The sequence below is a fragment of the Salmonella sp. 741265050_HSA genome (assembly GCF_046569445.1).
GTDB classification, from domain to species: Bacteria; Pseudomonadota; Gammaproteobacteria; order Enterobacterales; family Enterobacteriaceae; genus Salmonella; species Salmonella enterica.
Genome location: NZ_JBKFSV010000001.1, coordinates 833,710 through 845,848 on the forward strand (window position 1 = coordinate 833,710; position 12,139 = coordinate 845,848).

Sequence of the window (12,139 nt, forward strand, 5' to 3'; positions counted from 1 at the left end):
TTCTTTAGGTCCCCGAAGAATTTACTGTCCGTTGAAAGGGAAACTTCATTCGATTTTCGCATATCAGCATTGGTAAATATTAAAATTTGGTCACGAATTTAACAACCAACCATAATAGCTATCACAGCGTTGCGAAACCATAAAGTACTTTAAAGATATCATTTATAACTATCCAGATTGATATTATTCATCAATTTTATGCAAGCTGAGAATAGATTAATTCAAGCAATCTAATCACCACTGAGTGCGGATTAACGATAATTATATTGATTATTATCAAGCTACAGTAATATCCTGTGGTAAACTTCATATGTTCATTATAATATATCATAAAAGAACATTTAATTTTTCAGATAAATTTTATTACAAGGTTTAAACATCTAAGCTTAAGGAGCACATATGCCAAGAGGACTAATCTCAGGCCGAGACTATTCGGAATGCGATATCTTTGACCATACTTTATATCCAAGAATGAAGGAGGAACCTCTTCTTAATGAAGATGACTGTATTGTTGTCCCTGTAAGAAATGAGATTACTCCCCATTTCAGAAGAGTAGGAAATCCATCTTTCGGCAAAAGGTTAGGTAGAGCCGAAGATAATCCAACTCACGATAATTGCGTAAATTATTTATATGATGAGTTAAATAATAAAAATATTGAAGCTGTTAAGTTCTCTACATATGTTTTTGCAGAGGATCGAACATATGAAGAGCAAGTAATTTTTAGTCCGCTGAAAGATAGTGATTTTGGGTGGTATAAAGAAAAGGACGCACGTATTGCATTTCATGAGGATTCTTATATTCAACCCGATATTGGAGGAAGGGATAGAAACAAATTTTTCCCCCGCTCAGCCTATCCAAACATTATCATTGAAGTAATTCGTACTCACTACCCAGAAAGGGATACCTTTCAGAAACTCCTTGAGCTTTCAAAAACAAATCACCACGTTTATTTTTATTTTATAGATGAAGGAAACAAAAAATCAAAACTAAATAGTCTTTCTATTAAAAATGGTATATTGACATTAAGAGTATCTCACTATCTAATTGGTGGTCAACTCTATAAGAATGGTAATTGCTATGCACCAAAAGGTGAAGATGAATCTTTCGAGCACTGGTATCAATATCTTGAAAATAGTTATTTTACAAATGCTATGGAAAGAGCTTAACAAGTTCAGACAGCATTTTATGATGCATAAAAGAGTATGAAAAGTGCCTGTTATCAGAGGTTACTAGTAATTATCTGTAACTGCCTGCTTTCTTGAAGGTGATCGTCAGACGGTCACCAAACTCCGATAATAAAACGGTTCTTCGCCAGCACTCCAGAGCAACACACTCCATTTTTCGACGCATCCTTGATCGCCGGATAAATAATCTTGCCTCCGTCAGAAATACTTTGCGTTTCTCAAAGGCTGTCCATAGCGATTCGACAGCGCCTATAGTTTTTAAGGGCTGTAGCAACTTTCGTAGCGAGCCGCAGAATTTTAATTCGTCCACAAGCTGCCTGACTCTGTTGTTGGAATACACATATCAAAAACAGACAGATGTGCAATTTTAATTACAGTCTATTTTATAATAGACTCTAATGTCTTTCATTCATCTATAAAAATCAATGCGTTAAATTAACGCAGATCTAACAGGGTAAGTTCTTTTCTTAATTACCAGTCGACATTCACTGTATGATTATAAAAAGGATGCTGGTCCTTTAGCGGCGTCTCATAACTTGGGATCGCATCATAATCATCTTTTCCCCAAACGGAATACCTTCCCGCTTCGATATCAAAACGATGTTTGAGCCATCCCGCAACATGACTTGCGAAAGCTTCTTTTCTTCTTAATGGCCAATCAACAGAAGCCAAATTAATATCTAATAAGTACCGCCCTTCTTTATTAACGTTGATCATTCCAGCCTGCAGTAACGCCCGTACCACCTGGGATTGGTTATCATGAATCCAGACCCAGGCATTTCCAAATTCCATTGCATAACTATCATTTAGAAAATCTTTTTTTGAGTATAATTCATTTACATAATCATTGATAGAATCAGCATAATTTTTTACTTTAGATGCAGATAAATCAAAAAAAGATTCAAATCCGAAAGTATTATCATTAATACAAGTCAGTAACGCGCCCGGTTCCGAGAGCTGGGTCCATGATTGTAAACTCTCTACAGCTATAATGAATTTGAAAGTATTTCTTCCAATGACACCCCGGTCAATTAAAGTTAAAATATCGTGAGCTACGGTAGAGATATCTTCTGCAAATGGGACTATTATTCCCGCACCACTTATTTCGCTTGATCTAAAATCAAACCCTGGGGTGCTTTCAATGTTTTCCGGAATACCATACTCTTTAATATGATTAAGGAAATTTTTAATATCGCCACGATATGGCCATCGCCATTCGCGTTCATGTGTCCAGTCAATCTTACCTGGAACATAAGTAACATATCTATATTGTTCAATCAAAGGAAGAGCCGTTTCATCAAGAATACGTTCCCCGTTTCTGCCTTGCGAGCATCGAGCATTGTTATGCTCATCCAACCCATATATGACTGGCCTTGCCCCATAATTAAACATTTGCTCTTTAGGTAAAACGATTGCATATAAACCGATTTTTTCATTTCGTTCTAATCGGCGTACACCAGTTTCTAAATAAGCTGCAATCGGCATATCTGTAAAGCATACCACCGGGGAGTCGCCATATACGGTTCGTTGCCCATTTCGGTATGACCAGGACGAGAAAATTTTATGACTGCGTAAAGATAATCGAAGTAAATATTTAGCATCAATGAAACAGGCGTGGTGCTGATTATTAAAACCACAGTGTTCAGGCAAATAAATATGGCTACCGGTCTCTAAATCAACGTCCCGAAAAAAATGAATCAAATAATCGGATAAGTCAAATCTGATGTTATTTTTCATGGGGCGCTCTCTTTCAAATGGTCTCTTTTTTGCATTCCTTTAAAACCAGCACCATCATTTTATATAAAAATCATCACGAAGTATGCTTCTTTTAACGATGACATCAAACCCTCCCTCCTTTTGCGTCAACTTACGTATCCCTGAAATGGCGAGACCAGGCTAAATCTACCCGAGGTTGCTCACTGAAAACCTCATCCTGGAACAAGCTCAACCGTCCTTCCCCGCCACGGCCCTTTCGTCGAAAAATCGATAATGGGTATAAATATACCGCTATAAGCTATACCCACACACTTCACATTGTTTCTTATCATTAATCCGATACGCTTTTTTCACATTATTTCTGGCGGTATACGCCGGTGCAAAGTGAATCGGGCTCGTTTCCGCGCTCGCGCGTAACCCAATGATTTACCTTGCTGGCGGAACGTCAACGGACCCGCAAAAGCGCCTTATGCCCCTGGCGGAGCGTGGTGCAAAAAGGAGAAAAAATACGCGTTATGAATAACGAGGAGACCTTTTATCAAGCCATGCGTCGTAAGGGAGTGACCCGACGCAGCTTTCTCAAATTCTGTAGCCTTGCCGCCACATCGCTGGGACTGGGCGCCGGAATGACGCCAAAGATCGCCTGGGCGCTGGAGAATAAACCGCGGATTCCGGTGGTCTGGATTCATGGACTGGAATGCACCTGCTGTACCGAATCCTTTATCCGTTCCTCGCACCCGCTAGCCAAAGATGTGATCCTCTCGCTGATTTCCCTTGATTATGACGACACCCTGATGGCCGCCGCCGGCGCACAGGCCGAAGAAGTCTTTGATGATATTACCACTCGCTACGCCGGGAAATACATTCTGGCGGTGGAAGGCAATCCGCCGTTAGGAGAACAAGGGATGTTCTGTATCAGCGGCGGCCGCCCGTTTATTGAAAAACTGAAGAAAGCCGCCGCGGGCGCCAGCGCTATTATTGCCTGGGGAAACTGCGCTTCCTGGGGTTGCGTCCAGGCCGCCCGCCCCAATCCAACCCAGGCAACGCCTATCGATAAAGTGATCACCGACAAGCCGATCGTGAAAGTCCCTGGATGTCCGCCAATCCCGGATGTCATGAGCGCCATTATCACCTATATGGTGACGTTTGATCGTCTGCCGGAACTCGATCGCATGGGCCGTCCACTGATGTTCTACGGTCAGCGTATCCACGATAAATGCTACCGTCGCGCCCATTTTGACGCCGGTGAATTTGTCGAGAGCTGGGATGATGACGCCGCCCGCAAGGGATACTGTCTGTACAAGATGGGCTGTAAAGGGCCAACCACCTATAACGCCTGCTCCTCCACACGCTGGAATGACGGCGTCTCCTTTCCTATCCAGTCCGGTCACGGATGTCTGGGATGTTCAGAAAATGGTTTCTGGGATCGCGGCTCGTTTTATAGCCGCGTGGTGGATATTCCCCAGATGGGTACCCATTCAACCGCCGATACGGTGGGGCTGACCGCGCTGGGCGTGGTCGCGGCGGGCGTTGGCGGTCACGCTATCGCCAGCGCGCTCAACCAACGTAAACGCCACAAACAACAGTTAGCGCAAGCCGAACAACAGCCGGACAATGAGGATAAACAGGCATGAGTAACCAGTATCAAACCCAGGGTTATACCGTTAACGACGCCGGCCGTCGTCTGATCGTGGACCCGATTACCCGCATCGAAGGGCATATGCGCTGCGAAGTGAACATTGATGAGCAAAACGTCATTACCAATGCCGTTTCCTGCGGCACGATGTTCCGCGGGCTGGAGATCATTCTGCAAGGCCGTGACCCGCGTGACGCCTGGGCGTTTGTTGAACGTATTTGTGGTGTATGTACCGGGGTACATGCTCTGGCATCGGTGTACGCTATCGAAGATGCGATTGGTATCCAGGTGCCGGATAACGCCAATATTATACGTAACATCATGCTGGCTACGTTGTGGTGTCACGATCATCTGGTCCATTTTTATCAGTTAGCCGGTATGGACTGGATTGATGTTCTGAATGCGCTGAAAGCCGATCCGCGCGCCACCTCGCAGTTGGCGCAAAGCCTTTCCGCCTGGCCGATGTCATCGCCGGGCTACTTCTTTGACGTACAAAATCGATTAAAGAAATTTGTCGATGGCGGCCAGCTTGGGATATTCCGTAACGGCTATTGGGGACATCCACAGTACAAACTGTCGCCAGAGGCTAATCTGATGGGGTTTGCCCACTATCTTGAAGCCCTCGACTTCCAGCGCGAGATCGTCAAAATCCATACCATATTTGGCGGTAAGAACCCCCATCCTAACTGGATCGTCGGCGGAATGCCGTGCGCGATCAATCTCGATCAAAGCGGCGCGGTCGGGGCTATCAATATGGAGCGCCTCAACCTGGTGCAGTCGATCATCACCCGCACCGCCGACTTCATTAACAACGTGATGGTTCCGGACGCGCTGGCTATCGGCCAGTTCAATAAAGCATGGAGTCAAATTGGCACCGGTCTGTCGGATAAATGCGTGCTGAGTTACGGCGCATTTCCGGACATTGCCAACGACTTCAGCCAGCAAAGCCTGTTAATGCCGGGCGGCGCGGTGGTCAATGGCGATTTTAAAAATGTCATGCCGGTAGATTTGGCCGATCCGCAGCAGATACAGGAGTTTGTGGATCACGCCTGGTACCGCTATCCGGACGATCGGCTGGGGCGTCATCCTTTTGACGGCATTACCGATCCCTGGTACAACCCGGGTGATGTCAAAGGCAGCGATACGCATATCCAGCAGCTCAACGAGCAGGAACGTTACTCCTGGATTAAAGCGCCGCGCTGGCGGGGTCATGCCATGGAAGTCGGCCCGCTTGCCCGAACGCTTATCGCGTACCACAAAGGGGATGCCGCCACCATAGAGTCGGTAGATCGCATGATGTCCGCCCTTAAACTGCCGCTCTCCGGTATCCAGTCTACGCTTGGCCGTATTTTATGCCGCGCGCACGAAGCGCAATGGGCCGTCGGTAAGCTGCAGTATTTTTTCGACAGGCTTATGACCAACCTGAAAAACGGCGACCTGGCCACCGCCAATACCGAGAAATGGGAACCGGCCAGTTGGCCGCAGCACTGCCGCGGCATCGGTTTTACCGAAGCGCCTCGCGGAGCGTTGGGACACTGGGCGTCAATACGCGATCAGAAGATTGAACTCTATCAGTGCGTGGTTCCCACCACCTGGAACGCCAGCCCGCGCGATCCTAAAAAACAGATCGGCGCCTATGAAGCGGCATTGATGGGAACGCAAATGGCGATTCCCGACCAACCGTTAGAAATCCTGAGGACGCTGCACAGCTTCGACCCCTGCCTCGCCTGTTCAACCCACGTGCTCGGCGACGACGGCAGCGAGCTGATTGCCGTCCAGGTACGCTAAGCGTTAAGGAAAAGAACGATGACTGGAAAGCTATCTCCACGCGTCGGGGAGGCGCGTGATACTGCCGTCAGCCACTATGTGTTTGAAGCGCCGGTACGCCTGTGGCACTGGCTAACGGTCGCCTGCATGTTGGTACTGATGGTAACAGGCTACTTCATTGGCCGACCGCTGCCGTCGGTGAGTGGCGAGGCGACCTATCTGTTTTATATGGGCTATATCCGGCTGATCCACTTTGCCGCCGCGATGATCTTTACCGTGTTACTGCTGGGGCGAATTTATTGGGCCTGTGTCGGCAACCGCTATTCGCGAGAGCTGTTTATCGTCCCGGTCTGGCGTCGCAGTTGGTGGCAAGGCGCTTTCTCCGTGGTCCGCTGGTATCTGTTTCTGGAGAAAAAACCGGGGAGCGACATCGGACATAACCCTGTCGCGCAGGCCGCGATGTTCGGTTATTTCCTGTTGTCGGTATTTATGATCCTCACCGGTTTCGCTCTGTTTGGCGAGCATAGCCAGTACGCCATCTTTGCGCCGTTCCGCTATGTAGTTGAATTTTTCTACTGGACCGGCGGCAACTCCATCGATATTCACAGTTGGCACCGACTGGGCATGTGGCTGATCGCCGCCTTCATCGTCGGGCACGTTTACCTCGCTATCCGGGAAGACATTATGTCCGACGATACGGTGATCTCCACCATGATCAATGGCTATCGCAGCCACAAATTCCCCAAACCACACGACAAGGAGCCCTCATGAATGCGCAACGCGTAGTGGTGATGGGGTTAGGAAACCTGCTGTGGGCCGATGAAGGATTCGGTATCCGGGTCGCGGAGCGTTTGTATGCCCGATATCACTGGCCTGAAGAGGTAGAAATTGTGGACGGCGGTACGCAAGGGCTAAACCTGTTAGGTTATGTTGAGCAAGCCAGCCATCTCCTGCTCCTTGACGCGATCGATTACGGCCTGGCGCCGGGCAGCCTGCGAACCTATGCCGGCGAGAAAATCCCCGCGTATCTCAGCGCCAAAAAAATGAGCCTGCATCAAAACAGTTTTTCCGAAGTTCTGGCGCTGGCCGACATCCGCGGGCATCTGCCCTGTCACATAGCGCTGGTCGGCCTGCAACCGGCGCAACTGGACGACTATGGCGGTAGCCTGAGCGAAATAGCTCGCAGCCAGCTACCGGCGGCGGAACAGGCCGCCCTGGCGCAACTGGCCGCCTGGGGGATCGTACCGCAGGCAAACGAGGTCGCACGCTGCCTGAACTATAAATGCCTGTCGATGGAAAATTATGAGGGAGTGCGCATACGTCAGTATCAGACACGTCTGGAGGGCAAAAGAAGTGGCGAATGACACCCCGTTCTCTGCGCTATGGCAACGCCTGTTAACCCGTGGATGGCAACCGGTAGAGGCTTCCACGGTAGACGACTGGATCAAACGGGTTGGAGATGGCGTCATCCTGTTAAGTAGCGATCCGCGGCGTACGCCGGAAGTCAGCGATAACCCGGTGATGATTGCCGAACTCCTGCGTGAGTTCCCGCAGTTTGACTGGCAGGTGGCGGTGGCCGACCTTGAACAAAGCGAAGCTATCGGCGATCGCTTTAATGTTCGTCGGTTTCCGGCGACGTTAGTTTTTACAGACGGCGAGCTACGCGGCGCGCTCAGCGGCATTCATCCCTGGGCTGAACTGCTCACGCTGATGCGTTCGATGGTTGACACTCCCGCAGCGCAGGAGACAGTACAATGAGCAACGCCTTTTTTCATCTGCTGGGGCCAGGTACGCAGCCTGATGACGCCAGTTTCTCGATGAATCCCTTACCGCTCACCTGTCAGGTCAATGGCGACCCAAGTATGGCGGCGCTGGAGCGCTGCGCTCACAGCCCGGCGGTGATGGCATTGTTGACCGATCTGCGAGGTCAGCTTGCCCGGCGCATCCCGGAAGTCGGCGACGTGCTGGGATGGGAGTTATCTCCCCTGAATGCCGATGATCTCTCATTCCTCAATACGCTATTGGGCGAAGGCGAAGTCTCGGTACGCATTCAGCATCCGGACGGGAGTGAAAGCGAGATCCAGGAGACCATCTTCTGCGGCCTGTGGCGGGTACGCCATCTGCATAACCGACGTCTGCTGACGGATCGTCTGGAAGCGGGTAGCGCGCCCCTGACATTATGGCAAGCGGCGACTGCCGATACGCTGCCTGACGACTCTCTGCTGCCTCCGCCTGTCGCTGGCCTGATGAATGGACTGCCGCTGGCCCATGAGTTATTGGCGCACGTACGCGATCCGGCGTTGCAACCTCACAGCATCAATTTGACCCAACTGCCGCTCAGCGAGGCCGATCGTCTTTTTCTGGCGCGTTTATGCGGACACGGGAACATCCAGATTCGCATCTCCGGGTATGGCGAAAGCCAAATCAACGCCACAGCATTGCGCCATCTCTGGCATGTACGCTGTCTGGACGCCCTTAAAGGGCCGTTGCTCGATAGCTATGAGATTTGTCCTTTGCCGGAGCTGGTACTGGCGGCCCCGGAAGATCTGGCCGATTCGCGCCAGCGCCTGGATGAAGTCTGCCGATGGCTGGAGACGCGCTAACGCTCTCAACAGGAACGTCACCGGTGTCCGGTACTGATTAGCTTTTTACTCTCTTTCTGCCTACAGGAGTTAGCATGTGGGATGTCATTGACTTATCGCGCTGGCAGTTTGCGCTGACCGCGCTGTATCACTTTTTATTTGTTCCTCTTACGCTTGGGCTGATTTTTTTGCTGGCCGTCATGGAGACGATCTATGTGGTGACGGGGAAAACCGTCTACCGCGATATGACGCGTTTCTGGGGCAAGCTCTTCGGGATCAATTTTGCTCTCGGTGTGGCTACCGGCCTGACCATGGAGTTTCAGTTCGGGACTAACTGGTCGCTCTATTCCAACTATGTGGGCGATATTTTCGGCGCGCCGCTGGCGATGGAAGCGTTACTGGCCTTTTTTCTCGAATCCACTTTTGTCGGTCTGTTCTTTTTCGGCTGGCAGCGGCTGAATAAATACCAACACCTGCTGGTCACCTGGCTGGTGGCCTTCGGCTCCAATATTTCAGCATTATGGATTCTGAATGCCAATGGCTGGATGCAGTATCCTACCGGCGCTCATTTCAACATCGATACGTTACGGATGGAAATGAGCAGCTTCAGCGATCTGGTCTTTAACCCGGTGAGCCAGGTGAAATTCGTCCATACCGTCATGTCCGGTTATGTCACCGGCGCCATGTTTATTATGTCCATCAGCGCCTGGTATCTGCTACGTGGCCGCGAGCGTGAGGTGGCCTTGCGCTCGTTTGCTATCGGCTCAGTATTCGGCACCCTGGCCATTCTGGGAACCCTGCAACTGGGGGACAGTTCGGCCTACGAAGTCGCCCGAATTCAGCCGGTGAAACTGGCGGCGATGGAAGGCGAATGGCAAACCGAACCCGCGCCCGCGCCGTTTCATCTGATTGCCTGGCCGCAGCAGGAACAGGAGCGTAATGCATTTGCCGTGAAGATCCCTGCTCTGCTGGGTATTCTGGCCACCCATTCGCTGGATACGCCGGTTCCGGGGTTAAAAAACCTGATGGACGACGCTCTGCCGCGCCTGAAGCGTGGCCGGGAGGCCTGGCTACTCATGCAGGAGATAGCGCAAGGCAATCGCTCGCCGCAGGTACTGAATGCGTTTCACGCCGTTGAGGGCGATCTGGGGTACGGCATTCTGCTGGCGAAATATGCCCCGGATATGAACCATGTGACGCCGGAGCAGTATCGTGCGGCCCAGCGTGGCGCTATTCCTCAGGTGGCGCCGGTGTTCTGGAGTTTCCGTATTATGGTCGGCTGCGGTTCGCTGCTGTTAGTGGTGATGTTGATTGCGTTGATACAGACGCTGCGAATGCGTATCGACCAGCATCGCTGGGTATTGCGTATGACGCTCTGGAGCCTGCCGTTACCGTGGATTGCCATTGAAGCCGGTTGGTTTATGACGGAGTTTGGCCGTCAGCCCTGGGCGATTCAGGACATTCTGCCGACCTGGTACGCTCACTCCGCGCTGACGCCGGGCCAGTTGGCCTTCTCAATGGGGCTTATCCTCGGACTTTACACCCTGTTTTTAATCGCGGAAGTCTATCTAATGCAGAAGTACGCGCGTCTTGGGCCGAGCGCCATGCAACATCAACAACAAGCGCAACAACAGGGATAAAGGAGACAATCATGTTGGATTATGAAACGTTGCGGTTCATTTGGTGGCTGCTGATCGGCGTCATCCTGGTGGCATTTATGGTAACTGACGGATTTGATATGGGTGTCGGTTGCCTGCTCCCGCTGATAGCGCGCAACGATGACGAACGCCGGGTGTTGATCAATAGCGTCGGCGCCCACTGGGAAGGAAACCAGGTATGGTTGATTCTCGCGGGCGGGGCATTATTCGCCGCCTGGCCACGGGTCTATGCCGCCGCGTTTTCCGGTTTTTATGTGGCGATGATCCTGGTGCTGTGTGCCCTCTTCTTTCGCCCGCTGGCCTTTGATTATCGGGGAAAAATCGCCAATGCCCGCTGGCGCGCGCTGTGGGATACCGGTCTGGTTATTGGCAGCCTGGTTCCCCCAGTCGTATTCGGTATCGCGTTCGGCAACCTGTTTTTAGGCGTGCCGTTTGCCTTCACGCCGCAGCTTCATGTTGACTATTTTGGCACCTTTTGGCAGTTACTCTCGCCCTTTGCCCTACTGTGTGGATTATTGAGTCTGTCGTTGGTGATTATGCAAGGAGGCGTCTGGTTACAGTTGAAAACGGAGGGCGTTATTCGTCAACGGGCTCTGTCGGCCACCCGCCACAGCGCGCTGCTGATCGTGATCTGCTTCCTGCTGGCCGGTTACTGGCTGTGGGCCGGCGTTGATGGCTTTGTCTTACTCACGCAGGATGCCAATGGTCCTTCCAACCCACTCTTAAAAGGCGTGGCGATACTCCCTGGCGCATGGATGAACCACTTTATAGGCTCGCCGCTACTGCTCATCATCCCGTTGCTCGGTATGATCCTGCCGATTCTGGCTTTCTATGCCTGCCTTCGCGGTCAGACTATTCGTGGATTTCTGTTCGCTTCCCTGACCCAGGCCTGCGTCATCTTTACCGCCGGAATAACGCTATTTCCTTTTGTGATGCCGTCGAGTGTTAGTCCTCTCTCCAGCCTGACGGTGTGGGACAGCACCTCCAGCCAGATGACGCTCGAAATCATGCTGGTGATTGTGCTGATTTTTCTGCCGATCGTACTGCTCTATACGCTATGGAGCTATTACAAAATGTTGGGGCGTATCAACCTGGAGACCCTCCGCCGCAACGATCATGAACTTTATTAGGGAGCGGGAGCGATGTGGTATTTACTGTGGTTTGTCGGCATTCTGCTGATGTGCTCACTGTCGACGCTGGCGCTGGTATGGCTTGAGTCGCGTCAACAATAAAGAGGTAAACCGGGGCCAGCGCCGTCTGACTCCGGTTATTTTTATCTTTTTACGCGCCTGGTGAAGACGTTTCCCCGCCGACAGAACGACATAACATTGATACATGTCGTTATCATAATGTTTACTTTTAGAGGTGCGTCATAATTATGACAAATAGCCGCCTTGCACATATTACGCATATTTAAGCAATTAATTGCATAATTAGCGATATATCACCTCTTATAGCGGATAGTTAACCACTTCCCATCCAAAATCATAACGAAAATCCAACTGCCTGCCATTTTTGATCTGAGTTAATTGTTTAAAAAAGTGTTAAATTTATCGCTACATGGTGTGATCTACTATGTACCACGGTCAATTAAA

Annotated in this window: 11 protein-coding genes; 10 read left to right on the forward strand and 1 reads right to left on the reverse strand. The window is 50.5% G+C overall.

All coding sequences use genetic code 11. From position 1 onward, the window contains the following. Window positions 1-399 precede the first annotated feature (399 nt). Window positions 400-1,167, forward strand: a complete 768-nt coding sequence (locus ACLD4F_RS04160) for a hypothetical protein (RefSeq protein WP_020898832.1) — start codon at window positions 400-402, stop codon at window positions 1,165-1,167. Window positions 1,168-1,656: 489 nt separating this feature from the next. On the opposite strand, the gene ACLD4F_RS04165 is transcribed toward ACLD4F_RS04160, so the two are convergent. Beyond that, entirely contained in the window at window positions 1,657-2,922 is a 1,266-nt protein-coding gene (locus ACLD4F_RS04165) for a DUF4427 domain-containing protein (RefSeq protein WP_411010684.1), read from the reverse strand. A gap of 494 nt (window positions 2,923-3,416) precedes the next feature. Between ACLD4F_RS04165 and hyaA the strand changes: the two genes are divergently transcribed. From hyaA to cbdX, 9 genes are all read left to right on the forward strand, one after another. After that, entirely contained in the window at window positions 3,417-4,535 is a 1,119-nt protein-coding gene (gene hyaA, locus ACLD4F_RS04170) for a hydrogenase 1 small subunit (protein ID WP_001058311.1), read from the forward strand. Next, window positions 4,532-6,325, forward strand: a complete 1,794-nt coding sequence (hyaB, locus tag ACLD4F_RS04175) for a Ni/Fe-hydrogenase large subunit (protein ID WP_000070982.1) — start codon at window positions 4,532-4,534, stop codon at window positions 6,323-6,325. Before hyaA ends, hyaB begins: the two co-directional genes overlap by 4 nt. 18 nt (window positions 6,326-6,343) lie before the next feature. Next, the gene (hyaC, locus tag ACLD4F_RS04180; RefSeq protein WP_000147031.1) at window positions 6,344-7,075 is read left to right on the forward strand and encodes a Ni/Fe-hydrogenase b-type cytochrome subunit; all 732 of its coding nucleotides are present in this window, start codon (window positions 6,344-6,346) and stop codon (window positions 7,073-7,075) included. Next, window positions 7,072-7,668 carry a hydrogenase 1 maturation protease gene (gene hyaD, locus ACLD4F_RS04185; protein ID WP_000993809.1) on the forward strand — a complete coding sequence of 199 codons (597 nt, stop codon included), beginning with the start codon at window positions 7,072-7,074 and terminating at the stop codon, window positions 7,666-7,668. Before hyaC ends, hyaD begins: the two co-directional genes overlap by 4 nt. Further along, window positions 7,658-8,062 (forward strand): hydrogenase-1 operon protein HyaE, encoded by a 405-nt coding sequence (gene hyaE / locus ACLD4F_RS04190; protein ID WP_001262580.1) that lies wholly within the window; start codon window positions 7,658-7,660, stop codon window positions 8,060-8,062. The genes hyaD and hyaE overlap by 11 nt, the downstream gene beginning before the upstream one ends. Beyond that, window positions 8,059-8,907, forward strand: a complete 849-nt coding sequence (locus tag ACLD4F_RS04195; protein WP_000063377.1) for a hydrogenase expression/formation protein — start codon at window positions 8,059-8,061, stop codon at window positions 8,905-8,907. Before hyaE ends, ACLD4F_RS04195 begins: the two co-directional genes overlap by 4 nt. Window positions 8,908-8,981: 74 nt before the next feature. Continuing rightward, window positions 8,982-10,526 (forward strand): cytochrome bd-II oxidase subunit 1, encoded by a 1,545-nt coding sequence (gene appC, locus ACLD4F_RS04200; protein ID WP_000263617.1) that lies wholly within the window; start codon window positions 8,982-8,984, stop codon window positions 10,524-10,526. Between the two features lie 11 nt (window positions 10,527-10,537). Beyond that, complete coding sequence (gene appB / locus ACLD4F_RS04205; protein WP_000888108.1) at window positions 10,538-11,674, forward strand: cytochrome d ubiquinol oxidase subunit II; 1,137 nt, start codon at window positions 10,538-10,540, stop codon at window positions 11,672-11,674. Between the two features lie 12 nt (window positions 11,675-11,686). Continuing rightward, window positions 11,687-11,776, forward strand: a complete 90-nt coding sequence (cbdX, locus tag ACLD4F_RS04210) for a cytochrome bd-II oxidase subunit CbdX (RefSeq protein WP_000270301.1) — start codon at window positions 11,687-11,689, stop codon at window positions 11,774-11,776. Window positions 11,777-12,139: the final 363 nt, after the last annotated feature.